13 protein-coding genes and 1 tRNA gene are annotated in these 17,054 nt (G+C 49.3%); 6 read left to right on the forward strand and 8 right to left on the reverse strand.

The window, feature by feature from the left end:
* Positions 1-18 precede the first annotated feature (18 nt).
* Positions 19-2,319, forward strand: coding sequence for a transporter substrate-binding domain-containing protein (locus ACJJIW_RS22185; protein ID WP_282933712.1), 2,301 nt, complete (start codon positions 19-21; stop codon positions 2,317-2,319).
* Between the two features lie 14 nt (positions 2,320-2,333).
* Here ACJJIW_RS22185 and ACJJIW_RS22190 read toward each other — a convergent pair whose 3' ends face one another.
* The 3 genes from ACJJIW_RS22190 to ftsH form a co-directional block, all read right to left on the reverse strand.
* Positions 2,334-3,311, reverse strand: coding sequence for an NAD(P)H-quinone oxidoreductase (locus ACJJIW_RS22190; RefSeq protein ID WP_282933713.1), 978 nt, complete (start codon positions 3,309-3,311; stop codon positions 2,334-2,336).
* Between the two features lie 204 nt (positions 3,312-3,515).
* A complete protein-coding gene (locus tag ACJJIW_RS22195) occupies positions 3,516-5,813 on the reverse strand; it encodes a TonB-dependent receptor (RefSeq protein ID WP_282933714.1) in 2,298 nt (765 codons plus the stop codon).
* Positions 5,814-6,400: 587 nt separating this feature from the next.
* On the reverse strand, positions 6,401-8,374 hold the full coding sequence (ftsH, locus tag ACJJIW_RS22200; protein WP_444936378.1) for an ATP-dependent zinc metalloprotease FtsH: 1,974 nt from the start codon (positions 8,372-8,374) through the stop codon (positions 6,401-6,403).
* Positions 8,375-8,735: 361 nt separating this feature from the next.
* Between ftsH and ACJJIW_RS22205 the strand changes: the two genes are divergently transcribed.
* Positions 8,736-8,812 (forward strand) — tRNA-Arg (locus ACJJIW_RS22205).
* Between the two features lie 436 nt (positions 8,813-9,248).
* On the opposite strand, the gene ACJJIW_RS22210 is transcribed toward ACJJIW_RS22205, so the two are convergent.
* From ACJJIW_RS22210 to ACJJIW_RS22225, 4 genes are all read right to left on the reverse strand, one after another.
* Positions 9,249-10,031, reverse strand: a complete 783-nt coding sequence (locus tag ACJJIW_RS22210) for a sulfite exporter TauE/SafE family protein (RefSeq protein WP_444936379.1) — start codon at positions 10,029-10,031, stop codon at positions 9,249-9,251.
* A gap of 82 nt (positions 10,032-10,113) precedes the next feature.
* Complete coding sequence (locus tag ACJJIW_RS22215) at positions 10,114-10,626, reverse strand: flavin reductase family protein (RefSeq protein ID WP_444936380.1); 513 nt, start codon at positions 10,624-10,626, stop codon at positions 10,114-10,116.
* 25 nt (positions 10,627-10,651) lie between these two features.
* On the reverse strand, positions 10,652-11,680 hold the full coding sequence (locus ACJJIW_RS22220) for a methionine synthase (RefSeq protein WP_444936381.1): 1,029 nt from the start codon (positions 11,678-11,680) through the stop codon (positions 10,652-10,654).
* Between the two features lie 28 nt (positions 11,681-11,708).
* Entirely contained in the window at positions 11,709-12,686 is a 978-nt protein-coding gene (locus ACJJIW_RS22225) for a DUF1852 domain-containing protein (RefSeq protein ID WP_444936382.1), read from the reverse strand.
* 152 nt (positions 12,687-12,838) lie between these two features.
* Between ACJJIW_RS22225 and ACJJIW_RS22230 the strand changes: the two genes are divergently transcribed.
* The gene (locus tag ACJJIW_RS22230) at positions 12,839-13,741 is read left to right on the forward strand and encodes a LysR family transcriptional regulator (RefSeq protein ID WP_444936383.1); all 903 of its coding nucleotides are present in this window, start codon (positions 12,839-12,841) and stop codon (positions 13,739-13,741) included.
* Between the two features lie 179 nt (positions 13,742-13,920).
* Here ACJJIW_RS22230 and ACJJIW_RS22235 read toward each other — a convergent pair whose 3' ends face one another.
* On the reverse strand, positions 13,921-14,679 hold the full coding sequence (locus tag ACJJIW_RS22235; RefSeq protein WP_444936384.1) for a substrate-binding periplasmic protein: 759 nt from the start codon (positions 14,677-14,679) through the stop codon (positions 13,921-13,923).
* 184 nt (positions 14,680-14,863) lie between these two features.
* Here ACJJIW_RS22235 and ACJJIW_RS22240 point away from each other — a divergent pair, with 184 nt between their 5' ends.
* From ACJJIW_RS22240 to ACJJIW_RS22250, 3 genes are all read left to right on the forward strand, one after another.
* Positions 14,864-15,286, forward strand: a complete 423-nt coding sequence (locus ACJJIW_RS22240) for a nuclear transport factor 2 family protein (RefSeq protein ID WP_444936385.1) — start codon at positions 14,864-14,866, stop codon at positions 15,284-15,286.
* Entirely contained in the window at positions 15,283-16,131 is an 849-nt protein-coding gene (locus ACJJIW_RS22245; protein ID WP_413662861.1) for a M90 family metallopeptidase, read from the forward strand. Before ACJJIW_RS22240 ends, ACJJIW_RS22245 begins: the two co-directional genes overlap by 4 nt.
* A 69-nt stretch (positions 16,132-16,200) precedes the next feature.
* Positions 16,201-16,962, forward strand: coding sequence for a thiaminase II/PqqC family protein (locus tag ACJJIW_RS22250; RefSeq protein WP_444936386.1), 762 nt, complete (start codon positions 16,201-16,203; stop codon positions 16,960-16,962).
* Positions 16,963-17,054: the final 92 nt, after the last annotated feature.

Consider the following 17,054-nt stretch of genomic DNA (forward strand, 5'->3'; position numbering starts at 1 on the left):
GTGCCTTCGGAGCAATATATGGATAGTGAATCTACTGCTATCCACCTCAACCAGTGGACCTTGATACTACTTTCAGTACTACTGCTTGCCCTTGCGGCCTGCACGGAACCAGATCGTGATTCTGGAGTAGCCGAATCAGTCACCATGTCAGCTGCCGAAGCGCAGGATGCCGACAAGCGATCAGGGCAACTGCCTGAAATAACCCCCGCTAAAGAACAGCAAGTCAACTACGTCGAAACCGGTGACCTTAGGGACATAAGAAAACACGGCACAATTCGGTTCGTTAATTTAACCGGTGCTTCCGAGGACCTGTTACCTCGTGACGATGTGGTGAGTCTCCGTCACTTCGAACTTGCCAACAAACTGGCCAAACAGTTAAAGCTGGAACCCAAGTGGATAAAAGCTGAAACGCCCGATGACGCGGTGCAAATGCTGATCGATGGCCAGGCAGATGTAATTGCCTATAACCTGACTGTCACTGACGCCCGTGAAGAAATTATTGACTTCACGGTTCCTCTTCGCCATTCGCGGTTAGTACTCGTCACTGGTCCTGAGGGTCCAGATATTTCAGATGCGAGCAAATTAAAGGACCTGGAATTTATTATCCCCGCCGGCTCTTCTATTAAAGAAACAGCAGAGCAACTTGTTGCCGAAAATCCAAACTCAAACCTAACTATTCGAGAAATTGATATTAATGGTAACCGAGATACCTTGCTGGATATCATTAATGGCCAAAAGAACCGGGTTGCTATTTTGGAAGATTTTTCAGCCCAGGATTTGCGCAATTACCGCGATGACATGCGGATTGGTGCAGATGTATCTGAAGTACAAAATATTGCCTGGGGCGTACGCAAAGACTCCAAACGCCTGCATACCACTCTCGATAATTTTTTGACCCGCAACCTGGTTAAATCCCAGGAAGAACGCATTACCGATTGGAAGGGTATTAAAAAATCTGGAGTAATCAGGCTACTCACTTATAACGGGCCGACAACCTATTTCTTATGGAAAGGGGTATTAATGGGGTTTGACTACGACCTAGCCCAGGCTTTTGCCAATAAGCACAAACTCCAACTCCAGGTTATTGTTGTCCCCTACGAAGAAGACCTTGCCGACTGGCTGAGGGCGGGTCGCGGTGACTTTGCCGGGGCCGAACTCAATATTACCAGTGCCCGTGAAGACCAGGGCATGGTATTCACCAAGCCCTATGTCGAATCCACAGACCAGATCGTCAGTGGTAAAGGCAGCCCCCCTATTACCCAGATTCAGGATCTTAATGGCCGCAAATTAACCCTGCGCGCCTATTCATCATTTATTGAAACCGCTGAAACACTGAAAGAAGCTGGTATTGATGTCGATATCCGTGTGGCGCCGCCAGATATTTCCCAGTCACAAATCTTCTCATTAATCGCCGACGGGCTGGTAGATGCGACTATATCCCACTCCGGTCGAGCCAAGATTGAGGCATCCGTTCAGCCACAACTGGTACTCGGAACCCTTATCGGTGACCCGCGTCCACAGGGCTGGATGGTATTAAGACAAAATTGGCACCTGTTACAGAACTTGAATAAGTTTTTGAAAAATTATAGAAAAACGAGCCAGTACCAGAAGCAGTACCAGGCTTATTTTGAGCCGAACAAACGATTTACCCAGCGAGTAAGTTCCCGGGTAATACCGGGAGAAAACCTCTCTCCTTACGATGAGTTGGTGAAGGAATCTGCCTTTAAATACGATTTTGATTGGCGCATGATCGTCGCGCAAATGTGGCAGGAGAGCAATTTCAACCCTAAAGCCGTATCTCCAGTTGGCGCGCAGGGGTTGATGCAGGTAATGCCTGCCACAGCCGAGGAAATGGGATTTCCTCCGCCGCTGTTCGAACCTGAAAGAGGTATTAAAGCGGGGGTAAAATATATGGATTGGGTGCGCGATCGCTTTAATCCCGCTTTGCCAACCGTAAATAAACTCTGGTTTACTCTCGCTTCCTACAATGCCGGATACGGCCACTTACTCGATGCCCAACGGCTGGCTAAAGAATTGGGACTGGATCCCAATGTGTGGTTCGACAATGTGGAAGTCGCCATGCTGAAACTGGCCCAGCCCCAATACTTTAAACGGGCGAGATACGGCTATGTGAGAGGCTCCGAGCCCGTGCAGTATGTACGCAATATCAGCAATCTCTACAAAGCCTATGTGGAAATGATGAGCGATGATGTGACAGTCCGCCCACCTCTACAGCGCTTGCCCGGCAAAATCTATTGTGAACCCGGGGATGTGCCTGAGGGCGTTATTCAGCGGATGCCCACTTACTCCTCGCCCTAGGCAACCACAAGCCCTCACAAGGTTAAAACGATTTTCCCGGTGATAGTGCCAGACTCGAGTAATTTATGGGCCTCAACCGCCTGATGCAGAGGAAATTCAGCGGCTAGTTGCGGCCGCACTTTACCCGCTTCAATTAGCGGCCAAACCTTTTGCTCCAGTGATTTCGCAATACCGGCTTTCACTTCTGGCGAGCGTGCCCTCAAAGTTGAGCCGGTCAATGTAAGTCGCTTCAACATCACCGGCATCATATTTACTTCTACTTTAGCGCCAGCCAGGTAGGCAATATTCACGATTCTGCCGTCGTTAGCGGCCACACGAATATTGCTATTGATATAGCTACCGCCCACCATATCCAAGATAACATCAGCTCCGTGATCATCTGTCATCTCGCGCACCACGGAGACAAAATCTTCATCCCGATAGTTGATCGCCTTCTCCGCTCCCAAGGCCACACAGGCTGCGCATTTATCTTCTGTTCCCGCAGTAGTGAAAACCCGGGCTCCCAATTGATGGGCCAACTGGATTGCCGTGGTACCAATGCCAGAGGAACCACCATGGATTAAAATCACCTCACCCGGCTTTAAACCCGCGCGGTCAAATACATTAGTCCATACGGTGAAAAAAGTTTCCGGCAATGCAGCTGCCTCAATAAGACTAAGGCCTGCAGGGACCGGGAGGCATTGTCCCTCTGGGGCTACTGCGTACTCTGCGTAACCTCCACCATTGGTCAGGGCACAAACTTTATCTCCCACCTGCCAGCGCACAACTTTTTCCCCGACTTCAACAACCTCACCAGCCACTTCCAATCCCAATACCGGCGATGCCCCGGAAGGTGCGGGATAATGCCCTTGGCGCTGCACAATATCAGGGCGATTAACCCCAGCTGCAGCTACACGGATAAGGACTTCGTCTGCGCCGGGAACAGGCTTATCCATCTCCTTCAATTGCATAACTTCAGGCCCGCCAAATGTAGGCAGATCAATAAACCGCATATTTTTCCCCTTTATAGGTTCACTTTTATTGCCACGCCAACAAAACAAGAGTATCAAAAATCATCAAGCAGTTTTTATTCAACACGCAACCCAATAAAAAACGGCCAGCCCCATCACAACTTTTAATTGTGAAAAGGAACTGGCCGTTTCGAAGTCTGCTGGCTTAAAAATTACTTTCTCTAAGCAGCAAATTCTCAACCGAGATTAGAGTTCGTAAATAAACTCAACCCCCATAACACGACCTTTATTCAGCGGGGTAAAGCTGGCACCGATACCACCAAGGGTAACTGGTAGCTGCGTGTCATTACCCTCAGTAACTTCATCAAGCATATTTTTACCGAATACAGAAACTGTATATTGGCCGCTATCCGCAGTATAACCAATACTAAAGTCCACCATTTCCACTTCAGACAACATGCCTCTGTTGTCATCCGTATAAGGTGCTTCATCGCGATGATTGTAGTTAATGCGGGAGGTGATTGTTCCGTAGGAACCCAGAGACAAATCGTGCACTAACCCTATACCATAAGTCCATGGCGCCAGGCGTGGGATCTCGAGACCCAGATCTTCATCATCCACAAGGCCGTCACCATTCAGGTCACCGAGTACCTTATCGTAATCGCCATCTACATAGCCCACGTTGAAGGTAAGCAGCAGGTTTTCACTGAGCGCAGCCATGGTCTCCAGTTCAGCACCACGAATTGTCGCATCTGCGGTGTTTCGAATAATTTGCGCCACACCGGTCACTGCGTCAGCGAGATTCTCCTCCCGCTGCATATCATCAATCGTGTTGTGAAATACCGCCATATTGGTCCGAACACGGCCATCGAGCCAATCTACCTTAGCCCCAATTTCGAAGCTGCTTTGCTCTTCCTGGTCTGTTGCCTGCGGGGTATAAGGCATTCCTGTGGTCGGATCTATACCTGCGTTGCGGAAGTTGTACCCTCCACTGCGGAAACCCTTGGTCCAGAATGTGTAGAGCTGCGTCTCGTCTGAAACAGTCCACTGCAAGCCAACTTTGGGAGTGAAGGCATTCCAGCTTTCGCTATCTTCAAAGTCGTAGGCAGCACAGCCATCCAGTGTGCAGAGGTTCAGGGGAATAGAGGCAATCTTCGCATCTTTCTCCTCACTCGAGTAGCGTCCACCCAGGGTCAACACCCAGGCCTCGTTCAGATCGATATCAGCCTGGGTAAAGAATCCATAAGTACTGTGATCCTGCACACCACCACCGGTCCAATCGATAATGCCACCATAACCATCGGCTAATAAACGATTTTCCAGGTAGGTTACATCCTGAGAGAACCAATAGGCACCGGCAGTGATGGCTGTGCGACCGAAACGGCCGGCATAGCGCAGCTCATTACTCAACTGGCTCTGATCCACGCTTGAGTCCGCATGGAAACCGACAAAAGGTAGGGAATCAATATCCCCCAAGCCCCGTGCCTCATACTCACGCCAAGCCAAGATATTTGTGATGGTGCCATCACCGAACTCAACATCTTTATTGAACTCAGTAATGATCTGGGACCACTCGTCTTTTTGATAACCCTCTTCGTCCTGGGCCACCTCAAAAGAATCTTCACTATTGTCCCAATCAGGAATACCGTATGCCTCAGCAATCTGGGTTGCGCTGGGATAGGCAATAATACCGTTACCAGTATCAACTACATAAGCTTCGTTACCACGGTTTTGAGCGACAACCCCATCTGAGTCCATACGCCCGTGCTCCATCCGCACAAGCAGTTCTGCCGTTTCATTGAGCTGAACACTAAAGCTTGGGCGAATAAACCAGCTGTCAGAGGCACCGGCATTATCATTGCCGGTGGCAACATTTTCGAACCATCCACGGTCATCGTTGTAGTAAACGGTCAGGCGGCCGTTAACATCGTCAGAGATGGCACCATTAATTGAACCCGCAGTCACCACATCCAGATTATCCGTTGTGGACACCTTGACGCGAGCAGAGAATTCATCAGTTGGGCGCGCTGTTTTAACTACGACAGCGCCACCGGTAACATTACGGCCAAATAGCAGGCCCTGCGGACCACGGAGAACTTCGATACCCTCCAGGTCAAACACATCGGTAACAACACCCGCATTCACACCGAGGTACATACCATCGACAAAGACCCCTACTGTGGGATCAATTGATGGAATAGAGCTATTCACTCCAAGACCGCGCACAGTGAAGTTTGCCGTATTTTTTACAGTACCCACATCCTCCAGCTGGACGTTGGGCATTTTGAAAGAAAGGCTTTGTAAATCCCTGGTTTGCAGAGCCTCCAGTTGGTCACCGGAATAGGCGGTAGCCGCTACCGGAACATCCTGAAGTAATTCTGCGTCTGCACGCTTACGGGCTGTTACCTGCACTTCTTCCATAAGGGTGCCGACTGCTCCCTCTGCGGCATAACTGGGGCTAATACCACTGGCTAACCAAAGAGTTGCTACGGAACAGGCGGAAAGCAGAGCAGAGTGCTGCTTGGGTTTTGACGGACTTCCCATGTTTTCTCTCCATTGTTTTATTTTTTTTATGTACAACAACGGACTTATCGCAATCGGTACTGCCTGGCTCCACTGCTCTACCTCATAAAGAGGCTCCGACTAAGTGAAGCTCCGATTCAAGACCGCGCTGATAAAGAGGCACAGATTTCGTAGTGAATCTGTGACATGGACAGGTTACAGGCTCACAACCGTGTGTGGAAGTCTATTTACCGTAAATGTCTGTAAAAATAACTCAATTAGTCTGGAAAGTTCTTTCAACTTGAAGAAAAAAATTAAAGGGACTGGAAAAAATAAAATTATGCACTGTTTAAGGGCGATACTCTAAGTTGCCCTTTTACATAGAAAATTGATTATTTTCAAAAAAGCCAATGACAATATGTATCTAAACCACCCCAAAAACACAAAACTTTTTGTCTATTTTAAATTGATGCGCTCTCAGCTCTTTTAGATTAGTCTGAAAGTGCCCTTCGATATTTCAGGTTACCGGCAATTCAAAACTAATAAACTCAATTAACCTGGTACATTTAAATACATTAAATTTGACCAGCGGGTCTGCCTGGAAAATAAATTTCCATTAAAGCCAGGAGCTATTTCGGCGCAATAGAAGTGTCATCACCACCCGAAGCCACATGGGAAAGTATTTCATTTATTTCCGCTGCATCGAGGGTTTCTTTTTCCAAAAGAGCCACAGCCAATGCATCCAATTTCTTGCGATTTTTTGTCAGCAACTGATCTACTTTCATCTCAATTCCGCTGATCAAAGCAATAATTTCGTCATCAATAATCTCTGAGGTGTGTTCGCTGAAGTCCTTCTGCTGGGCCATTTCACGTCCAAGAAATATATGTTCCTCTCCCCGGCGGAAAGCGACAGGGCCTAATTTTTCGCTCATCCCCCAGTGCGTCACCATGTGACGGGCCAGTCGCGTCGCCTGCTTTAAATCTGCCTCAGCACCAGTGCTCACCTCCTTGAACACCACCCGCTCAGCGACCCTCCCCCCAAGCATTACGCCGATACGATCGCGGAGATAACTGACCTGCATACTGTGATGTTCTTCGGTGGGAATCTGCTCGGTAGCGCCGAGACTGTGCCCTCTGGGAATAATAGTCGCCTTCTCCAAGGGGTCTGCATTGGGCAATAGCGTTGCTACCAGCGCGTGTCCCGCTTCGTGGTAGGCGATAATCCGCTTGTCCTCCTCACTGATAACCATTTCGCGCTCGCCACCGAGAACCACTTTATCCCTCGCCCTCAACAAACAATCCATATCCACTGCGGACTTATCTTCTCTCCCTGCCAACAGTGCGGCCTCATTAATCAGGTTTTCCAGATCCGCGCCGGCAAAACCTGCGGTCAGGGCCGCGAGCCGCTCCAGATCCACCTTGCCGTGCAATGGGACATCGCGGGAATGAATCTCAAGAATCTCCTTACGTGCGGCCTTGTCTGGAAGGTCCAGAGTAATTTTTCGGTCAAAGCGCCCCGGTCTTAGCAGTGCCGCGTCGAGAACGTCGGGCCTGTTGGTTGCCGCAACCACCACCACCGCTTCCTGGGGATCAAAGCCATCCATCTCACCAAGGATCTGATTGAGCGTCTGCTCCCGCTCATCGTGTCCGCCACCAACACCCGTTCCCCGCGCCCGGCCGACGGAATCAATCTCATCGATAAAGATAATTGAAGGAGCATCTTTCTTGGCTTCGGCAAACATATCCCGCACACGAGAAGCGCCCACCCCTACAAACATCTCAATAAACTCAGAGCCACTAATACTGAAAAATGGCGCTTCGCTCTCACCGGCCAGCGCTTTCGCCATCAGGGTTTTGCCGGTACCGGGAGGCCCCATTAGCAAAATGCCCCGGGGGATCTTCGCTCCGAGCTTGCGATAGTGCTCCGGGTTCTTGAGGTAGCCCGCCACTTCTTGCAGGTCCTTCTTCGCATTTGCCAGCCCGGCCACATCATCGAAAGTCACTTGGGACTCACTGCGCTCAAACCGCTTTGCTGGTGATCGAGCAAAACCGAAGGGACTGCCGGGAGCCCCACTGGCCATCTTTTCCTGCATTCGCCGCCCCATCCAAACCAGGAGCCCAATAATCAGTATCCAGGGCAGAAGCAGAATCAACATCCGCTGCATAAAGCCCCCTCCCGGAGACTCTGCCAGGATCTCCACTTTCTCCTTTTCCAGAAGGGGCAGCAGTTCGGGGTCTTGAACGGAAGGTAAAATGGTTGTGAAGTGTTCCGGCGGTGGAGCCTTTTTTTCTTTCTCGCCAGTGTTTGACGCCGGCAGCTTGCCCGCCTCCGGCTTAAAAGTGCCGCTGACTCTATCCCCCTCGATAACCACGCTGGCAACTTTGCCTTCGGCGACCTCTTTCTTAAAGTCACTGTAAGCTAACTCAGTCCGCTTGCCAGAAAGCTGTCCGTTAGTGCAGTACTGTACAGTCAGTATTAAAAGGAAAATCCACAGGAAGTACTGAAGCCAATTCAGCGGCCCTTGCGGAACCGGCTTTCCCGATGGCGGTGAAGGAGACTCCCCCTGCGGCAGCTTTCGCTCTTGGTCCTGCTCGTCCGCCATATATTCTCACTATATCTCTGGAGAAGCCTGCCGCCGGAAGATAGGCCTGGCAATGGGCAATGGAAAAGGTGCGAATCATCGGAATCCCGGTAGAGTAATGAGTATAGTTCGCCGCCAATCACACCGAGGAATTTAATGCCTCGCCCCCGGATAACTGGCGCAATCGGTACTCAAGGCAGTATTTTTCAAAGGAAGGCTTGCAAATTGAGGAAAGGCACGGCAGAATTCGCGCCCTGTCGAGACTGGTCGACCGCTCCCAGAGGGGCCCAGAAACTCGATAAGTTGCGGATTTTTAAGGATTTTTTCCAAAAAGAGGTTGACGGCAACGAATCAACTCTCTATAGTTCGCACCCATAACGACGCGCTCGTAGCTCAGCTGGATAGAGTACCTGGCTACGAACCAGGCGGTCGGAGGTTCGAATCCTCCCGAGCGCGCCATACAAAGAAAAGGGCTTACGTTTCACGACGTAAGCCCTTTTTTGTTGCAGAACAGCTAGTGCCAAACTGCTCATTGCACAATTTATTCTTCGCAGCCTCGCCCTACCCCAGCAACCCCCCTTCACTTCAAGCAATCACAAACAACTTGAATGACCCAACAGGGTTAGAAACAATCGCTCCATACAGCGGATAGATATGCGCACATCAGTCAGCGGGAGCAATTGCACCAACTGTCCAACCTCCAGATACGTTAATCCATTTTCATCTCACTAGGGTCCTGTGCTCGACTAGAGATTTCGACACACAAAAGAAAGTAAGGAGTTAATACTCCTAACTTGGGCCCGATCGCACTTGGAAAAGGATTGAAGCCCCCTTCCACTTTTGCAGCTGCACCTACGCCAAGATAGCAATCGATAGACTGCAATTCATTGATGCCTCAGAGAAGAAAACTTCCACCCACGCAGAGCAACAGCAGGGCAAACAAACGCTTGAGCAATCGCGGAGATAACTTGTGGGCCAGTCGCGCTCCAAAACGGGCGAAAAACATGCTGGTGATGGCGATACCGACCATGGCTGGCAGGTAGATAAAACCAAAACTCCACTGGGGCAGTTCAGGTTGCTGCCAACCAATAACCATAAAACTCAGAGCGCCGACGGCAGCAATCGGCAGACCACAGGCTGAGGAAGTTGCCACTGCTTGCTGCATCGGCACGCTGCGCCGAGTCAGAAAGGGAACCGTCAGTGTGCCACCGCCGATGCCAAAGATGGCAGAGGCCCAGCCTGTTACCCCGCCGGCCGCTGTCAGCCCCAACTTGCCGGGAACAGCGCGACTGGCCTTGGGCTTAAGCTCCAGCCCCATTTGAATGGCAATGGTGATAGCAAATACACCAATGATCTTTTGCAGTACCGGCCCCTGGATAGCTGCCGCAGTGAACGAGCCGAGACTTGCACCGAGAAGAATACCCAGGCTCATCCAGGCAAAAGTCGGCCATAGCACCGCACCTTTGCGCTGATGCTCCAAAACCGAGTTAATCGAAGTAAAGACAATAGTCGCTAGCGAAGTACCCACAGCCAGGTGGGTCAGCACATGCGGATCGATCCCCTGTGCAGTAAAGCTGAATACCAGCACAGGTACGATGATGATGCCACCACCGACACCAAACAGACCGGCCAGCACCCCAGCCACAGCTCCCAGCAGCAGGTAGAGTAGAAATTCCATAAATTCCTCGAATTAATTAATGCGGGTTTCTTCTGGAGGCAGGCGATGGGGCCGCATGTCCGCAACCCGTTGCTCACATGTATTACCCGGCTGGGGGCACCGCAGTAAGGTTGCGATATTGACCTTTGAAATACAGAAGTGGCTGCCTTGCAGCAGCTTTTTGTAGGTTTAACGCCTTCACCTCACCAATCACAATCAGGTGATCTCCCGCAGCGTGTTCAGCATGAATTTCACAGTCAAGCCAGTGTAGGCTGCCGGCGATAATAGGATTCCCCAGCGGCGATTCCTGCCATTCAACTTCGCTCCATTTGTCCGCGCCTTGACGAGCAAACTGGTTGGAAATCTTAACCTGATCATCCGACAGGATATTGACTGAAAATCGGCCTGCCTGGCGAATTTTGGGGTAGCTGTACGAACTCGACATAACGCTGAATGACACTAATGGCGGGTTCATCGATACGCTATAAAACGACTGGCAGGTGAAGCCTATCGGCTCACCCTCACAGTCCGATGCGATCACGGTAATACCGGAGGCGTAATGCCCCAGTGCTTCGCGAAAGCGCAACGGTTCTATGGCTGTACTGGAAAGTGACATGGGAGCACCTGAATATTGGGGACAGCTAAACCGAGAGCTCTCTTCGGACAATTTCTGCACCTGCACTTAACGCATTGAGCTTACCGTTCGCAACCTTACGGGATAGAGGCGCCATACCACAGTTCGTACAGGGATAGAGATCCTTAGCATCCACATACTTGAGTGCTTTTCGCAAGGTATCGGCGACTTCCTCCGGTGTTTCAATCGTGTTGCTTGCCACATCAACAGCGCCCACCATCACTTTTTTACCACGAATAAGCTCAAGGAGATCCATTGGGACATGGGAGTTGTGGCACTCGAGCGAAATCAGATCGATATTGGATTTTTGCAGTTTTGGAAACGCTTCTTCATATTGCCTCCACTCTGACCCCAGAGTTTTCTTCCAGTCTGTATTGGCTTTGATGCCGTAGCCGTAGCAAATATGTACGGCAGTTTGGCATTTCAGCCCCTCAATGGCTTTTTCTAAAGTGGCAATCCCCCAGTCATTCACCTCATCAAAAAACACATTAAATGCGGGCTCATCAAATTGAATAATATCAACACCAGCAGCCTCTAACTCACGCGCTTCCTGATTGAGAATTTTGGCAAATTCCCAGGCGAGCTTTTCGCGGCTTTTGTAGTGGCTATCGTAGAGAGTATCAATCATTGTCATGGGGCCAGGTAATGCCCACTTGATAGCTTGACTGGTTTGCTTGCGTAGAAACTTGGCATCTTGAACAAACACTGGTTGTTGACGAGATACTTCGCCAACAACTGTCGGCACGCTCGCTTCATAGCGATTGCGGATTTTAACGGTTTCCCGCTTCTCGAAGTCAACGCCGTTGAGGTGCTCGATAAATGTGGTCACAAAATGCTGGCGGGTTTGCTCCCCGTCACTAACGATATCGATACCGGCTTGTTGTTGCTCTTGTAAGGTCAGGCGCAAGGCATCCTGCTTACCCTCATGTAATTGATCGCCCTGTAATTTCCAGGGAGACCAAAGTTTCTCGGACTCTGCGAGCCAGGATGGTTTGGGCAAGCTTCCAGCGCTTGAAGTTGGCAATAGGCGATTCATGAAAAATAATCTTATCTATATTTGTTAATTAAAGCGCGTAATTAGCGGCCCACTGATCAAGGATACTTCTGTATGGCTTGATAAATTGTTCTTCAGTAAACTTCCCTTGCTTTATAGCCAGCTGGCTACGCTCTTCCCGGTCATAAACAATTTTAGTCAGTGAATAATCCTGGTGCTTCAAGCTGGGCTGATAGCAGGTCCCCGCTACAGAATTTGCATTGTATATTTCAGGTCGATATATCTTTTGAAAGGTCTCCATCGTGCTGATAGTGCCAATAAGCTCAAGATTCGTATAATCACCAAGCAAATCACCTTGGAAGTAAAAAGCCAAAGGGGCAACACTATCCGGCGGCATAAAATAGCGAACCTGCAAACCCATTTTCTCGAAATACTCATCAGTTAAAGAGTATTCGTCCTGCCGATACTCAACACCCAGCACGGGGTGCCGGTTTTCAGTTCGATGATAAGTTTTACTGCTTGATACACTCAGACAAATAACAGGGGGCTTGCTGAAATTATCCTTGTAGGCATTTGAATTCAGGAACGATTGAAAAATTTTCCCGTGAAGATCACCATAGCCCTCAGGAAGGCTAAACTTGTCTTGCTTCTTGTTATGCTCCAACAACAACACGCTAAAATCATAATCCCGCACATATGAAGAAAAGTTGTTTCCTACTATGCCCTCAATCCGTTGATTGTTTTTATGATCAACAATATTCGTCTTCAATACTTCAATGGTAGGAAAGGCTTCTCCGTTGCCTTCAATATCAATATCAACGGAAATAATATCCAGCTCTACAGAGTAACGATCTGCACTAGGGTTGTCCCAATGCGCCAAGGCATTGAAACGACGATCAATCATTCTCAAGGTGTTGAGCAAGTTATCCCGACGGCTCTCCCCTCTCGCCAAGTTCGCAAAATTGGTGGTGATCCGCGTGCTATCCGCTGGACGATAGTTTTCATCAAAGCGTAAGTTCTTGATGGTGAATGCAAACTCTTTATTCATTGCGGCCTGGTATCCTGATTCCTAAGGCAAAAACTGAGTTCTTTGCTTGGTGATTGACATTGCCAGTCAGGATAAGGCTCTTTATAAATGAACAAAAATGGTATATTTTCAACTATCCATTAATTTTACTCATAGTTTGCTCGGGTAAAGCTATGCTAGAGCGCACGCACTTAACAATAATCCAGGCCGTAGACCATCACGGTTCGCTAACCGCAGCGGCCAAGCACCTCTGCCTAACCCAGTCGGCGCTGAGCCACACGGTACGCAAACTGGAACAGAACCTCGGGGCCCCTATCTGGTTGCGTGAGGGCCGCAGCTTGCGCTTGACCCAGGCTGGTGAGTATCTACTTGGATTGGCCAACCGTGTCCTGCCACAACTGGAACATGCTGAGAGCAAGCTAAAGCAAATGGCTCAAGGTGAGCGCGGTACCCTGCGTATCGGTATGGAATGCCACCCCTGCTATCAGTGGTTACTGAAAGTAGTGTCGCCATTTCTGGAAGATTGGCCGGACGTGGATGTGGATGTTAAGCAGAAATTTCAGTTTGGAGGTCTCGGCGCTTTACTGGGTTACGAAATCGACCTGCTAGTTACCCCTGACCCTTTCTATAAAGCCGGACTGCGCTTCGATCCCGTATTTGACTACGAGCAGGTGCTGGTCGTCCCTCGAGATCACCCAATGGCAAAGCGAAAGTACCTGACAGCAGAAGACCTACGGGATCAGGTGCTGTTAACTTACCCCGTGCCACCGGACCGCCTGGATATCTATACCCAGTTTCTCAACCCTGCGGGCGTGGTTCCACTGCGCCACAAGACCAGTGAAACTACCGATATCATGCTTCAAATGGTGGCCAGCGGCCGCGGGGTCGCAGCCCTGCCTCGCTGGCTTGCAGAGGAGTACTCTACCAAGCTGGCACTATCGGTGGTGCGCCTCGGACGACAGGGTATTGCCAAACAGATTTTCTTAGGAACTCGTGAAGACGACAGCGAAGTTGAATACCTGAGCGCTTTTATCAAACTGGCGAGAGGTTATGAGCATTCAGAAACTGGGAGCTAAGACCGATTAGATTTATCGATAACTCCGCAAGAATTCATTAAGCAGCAAGTTTCTATTTGCCGGCAACGAACTAAGTGCAGTAGATCCGAACCCGCCCCACTACACCAAACAAGAAAGGCCTAAATCACAAGATTCAGGCCCCTTCTTTCTCGAGTAATTGTTCCGCAATTTCAGGCTATCTACTTACAAATATCCTGCTTTTGCACCACATCGTATTTCTGCAATAGGGCTTTGTAGCGGCCACTGGTGCACAGCTCTGCCAGCCCGCGATTAAAGTCATCTCGCACTTTTTCATCGCGGAAACCGACTCGAAAGTCTGTCATCATCGGGAATATCTGGAATAGATCAACCTGAGCCATGGTATGGCCCATTTTATTGCTGTAGTACTTAAATAGCTCCATATCCACCACGGCGACCGCATCTGGCATTTTCCAGAATTGGGCAACCAAGTCACGAGCTGTTGGCGCTTGCATAACATTCTGTTTCTGGGTGCCATTAGGCCCAAACATTTTTTCAAATTCGGGCCCAAGATCCATGGGAGCTCCCTGCCAAGTGATCACTTTCTTACCCGCGAGATCTGCAATACTGCCAATCTTCATTTCTGCGCTGGCTTTAGCAATGGCGTAATTGGCGAAGCTGATCATATTGTTCGAGTAAAATAGGCCATCATTCTTCTTGAGTACATTCACCGCTGCCTGAACCATACCCTTCTCAAGTGCCGGGGCCGTCTCCGCAAACCCCATCTGAACGAACTCCAACTTATAGCCAGGGAGAGCTTGCCGAACGATATCTATTTCCAAACCACTGGTCGCACCGTCAATCACATAGGGCGGTGCATCCCCCGCGATCGCTACTTTTAACGGGGTTTCGCCGGACTGGGCCAGCACCTGGGTGCAGACTCCAAACATCAAGATAAGAAGGGCCAATAGCGAACGCATAAGCTTCTCCACAGTGACAGGAAAATCACCCAGACGCTCTAAGTGTTGGCAGACATCCCCCATTTATCAAGCTTCGCTTCCGGATAACTCTATCCATCCGAAACCTTGAATTCGGCAGTAAACTCCCCATTCTAAAACCAGGCAAATAGTAATTTGTCGCAACTGGGGCATACCGGGTAAAACAGTGATACATGAGATTGCCGATATTCTGATTGAGAATGAAACAAAGCTGCATCAGTTCGAGATACGCAAAGACCCTGAAGTCATTAGCAGGCTACTAAGCCCTGATTTTATAGAGGTAGGGAAATCCGGGCGGACCTTTGATTTCAAGGCAATAGTGCGATCAATGCAACAGGAGGAAAATACGGGCTGGGAAATTCACAGCCAAAACTATGAATGCATTCCTCTCTCTGACACAGTCATTATGCTGTTGTATAAATCTGCACGGCGAGGCCAGCAAGGGGAGTACAAGGGGTTTTGTAAGCGATCATCTATTTGGGTTAGAAGTAAAGGGCAGTGGCAAATGAAATTTCACCAGGGGACTCCCTGCCAAGAATTTAAGCTGGAAGATAATATCTCATGCAAACAACCGGCATTTAAGCTGTGAGTGCTTTTATCGCAATTATCCTGCTGGCCCTGGCGATATGGCTGGTTCCCCACTTCTACCGACAGTGGCGCATTTTTTACCTGCGCTCACAACCCTTAACACGGGAACAGCTACAACTCATTAGGGAAAATCTTCCTCTCTATCACTACCTTAACTCCAATCAACAGCAAGAGTTATGCAGTAATATCGCCCTATTTCTCCACGGCAAAGAGTTTGTCGGTTGCGAGGGGCTTCAGGTCAATGAACGCATGAAGGTGGCCATCGCTGCCCATGCCTGCCTACTCCTATTGGGCCGCAAGAATGAATGCTACCCCAACCTTTACAGCCTGTTGCTCTACCCGGACACCTATGTCGCTCACGAAACCCGTCGGGAAGGCTATATAGAAACAGCCAGGCACAGTGCCCGTGAAGGGGAGGCACATTATCGTGGACCCGTAGTCCTCTCCTGGGGTGACCTGGAGAAAGATTTACAATCGCCTGAACGGGGCCACAATGTCGCCCTGCACGAGTTCGCCCACAAAGTCGATGAAGAGGATGGTTACTTTGATGGCCGCCCTCTATTTGAAAGCAGTGATGAAGGGGCCACCTGGGCTGAGGTTATGAGCCGGGAATTCCACCGTTTGAGACAAAGAGCTGAATTCGGTGAGTTTCCTGGTGATACACCCTCTGTGCTCGATTTATACGGCGCCCAGTCTCCCGCTGAGTTCTTTGCTGTAGCAACAGAAAGTTTCTATACGATCCCAACGGCTATGCACGCCTTACACCCGGAGCTCTATAAGGAGTTAAGTCATTTCTATCGAATTGATCCCGCCGAATTAATACGCGGAAAAAGTACTGTGGCCTGACAAATACGCTACCAGTCCAGTTTCTGTCTTCCTGCTATGCTTATTTCGTGCACCAGCGGAGTTGGAATAGTGGCCAATACGCATTGTTTAAGATTCGCTCTTGTGGGACTGGTTGTTCTTTTGGCCATGACTCAACCGGCCACAGCAGATATCGCCACAAACCAACAGGATGCAAAGGCTCTGATAGAGCGCCTTGAAAAACTGTATCTCAAGGGCCCTACACCTGTCTTTGTTCTACAGCTGGAAAAAAATACTCTACCGGACGCTAAGTTACAGGCTTTTGCAATGGAGCAACGCCTTATTAACTTATCGGACTTGAGAAGTAATGCGCTATCTCTGCATCGTTTTGGTGGCTTACCGGGACATAGTACAAGAGCATTTTTTACTCGAATTACGACAGCAGAAATTCAAGCTAATACCTTGTTACCTAATCTAATTCAAGCATTGGGTATCTCACCCGAGCAGATCGCACAATACCAACCACTCGCAGGTGCCCAAGCCTACCCAGCCTACACTACCTGGCTAGCCAACTACGCTACACCCGCCGAAATTGCCGCTGCCCTGTTAATCAACTTTCAGAGTTTTGGCAAAAATGCTGAGCGCGTTGCAAAAGCTCTCAAACAAAATAAGCGCTTTACCAATGAACAGCTCAGTTTCTTAATGACTTTTAGTCAACTTCCAGAAGGATTCAGGGATCAGGCTATCGATATAATTGCAAGAGGACTAGCTTCAGGTGTTCGAGAAAATGATATTGCCATTCGCGTGCGGTTAATCCAAGCCTATGAACGGGAGTTTTGGCGGGCATTTGAAACAAGCAACATTCGCAATTAGTACGATAACTCAAATTCTCTAACTTATCGGCATTACTTAACCGCCAAAGATATACCTAAAATTCTTGATTGACCTAGTAAAAACTACTTTTA

It is taken from the genome of Microbulbifer maximicatervae (SeqCode), assembly GCF_052467815.1.

Bases quoted from the DNA above. Each gene is read 5' to 3' on its own strand.
- ACJJIW_RS22235 (WP_444936384.1), bottom strand. From the start codon at position 14,679: ATGCGTTCGCTATTGGCCCTTCTTATCTTGATGTTTGGAGTCTGCACC.
- ACJJIW_RS22185 (WP_282933712.1), top strand. From the start codon at position 19: ATGGATAGTGAATCTACTGCTATCCACCTCAACCAGTGGACCTTGATA.
- ftsH (WP_444936378.1), bottom strand. From the start codon at position 8,374: ATGGCGGACGAGCAGGACCAAGAGCGAAAGCTGCCGCAGGGGGAGTCT.
- ACJJIW_RS22215 (WP_444936380.1), bottom strand. From the start codon at position 10,626: ATGTCACTTTCCAGTACAGCCATAGAACCGTTGCGCTTTCGCGAAGCA.
- ACJJIW_RS22220 (WP_444936381.1), bottom strand. From the start codon at position 11,680: ATGAATCGCCTATTGCCAACTTCAAGCGCTGGAAGCTTGCCCAAACCA.
- ACJJIW_RS22190 (WP_282933713.1), bottom strand. From the start codon at position 3,311: ATGCGGTTTATTGATCTGCCTACATTTGGCGGGCCTGAAGTTATGCAA.
- ACJJIW_RS22195 (WP_282933714.1), bottom strand. From the start codon at position 5,813: ATGGGAAGTCCGTCAAAACCCAAGCAGCACTCTGCTCTGCTTTCCGCC.
- ACJJIW_RS22210 (WP_444936379.1), bottom strand. From the start codon at position 10,031: ATGGAATTTCTACTCTACCTGCTGCTGGGAGCTGTGGCTGGGGTGCTG.
- ACJJIW_RS22230 (WP_444936383.1), top strand. From the start codon at position 12,839: ATGCTAGAGCGCACGCACTTAACAATAATCCAGGCCGTAGACCATCAC.
- ACJJIW_RS22225 (WP_444936382.1), bottom strand. From the start codon at position 12,686: ATGAATAAAGAGTTTGCATTCACCATCAAGAACTTACGCTTTGATGAA.